General features: G+C 54.4%; 1 pseudogene. It reads left to right on the top strand.

The features are described 5' to 3' along the window. Positions 1-56 precede the first annotated feature (56 nt). A pseudogene (locus tag ACR0LZ_RS21150) lies at positions 57-625 on the top strand (transposase); the annotation flags it as partial.

Below are 625 nucleotides of genomic sequence, written 5' to 3'. Positions count from 1 at the left end.
TGAGGCTCCCCATTTGAATGGGTCCACCGTTAAGATTAGGAAACGGAGGATCAGAAATGGCAAACAAGCGACCGAAGCCTGAAGAAATTGTCTCGAAGTTGCGGCAGGTTGAAGTTCTGATGGGACAAGGCATGCCCCGTCTGGATGCGATCAGACAGATCGGAGTTGTGGAGCAAACCTATTACCGCTGGCGCAAGCAATATGGCGGAATGGGTGTAGACCAATTGAAGGAACTAAAGCGACTTCAGAAGGAAAACGAGCGGCTGAGACGTGCAGTGTCAGACCTGACGCTCGACAAGTTGATCTTAAAGGAAGCCGCACGGGGAAACTTCTGAGCCCCGCTCGTCGCCGTACTTGCATCGATCATGTTCGCAGTCAGTTCAAAATCTCGGAACGTCGAGCTTGCCGAGTGCTGGGACAACACCGATCCACGCAAAGGCGTATTCCACGGGGCCGACCAGATGAAGAACAACTGGTGGCCGACATGATTGAGCTGGCCAGGCAATATGGCAGATACGGCTATCGCCGGGTTGCGGTGTTGCTGAGAGAGGCTGGATGGTCTGTCAGCGATGGCCGTATCGAACGTCTATGGAAGCGAGAGGGGCTGAAGGTCCCGCACAAGCAG

The sequence above is a fragment of the Ruegeria sp. CI1 genome (assembly GCF_056536925.1).
The sequence above is the reverse complement of the archived record's forward strand: the minus strand, read 5'-3'. Positions and strand labels throughout refer to the sequence as shown.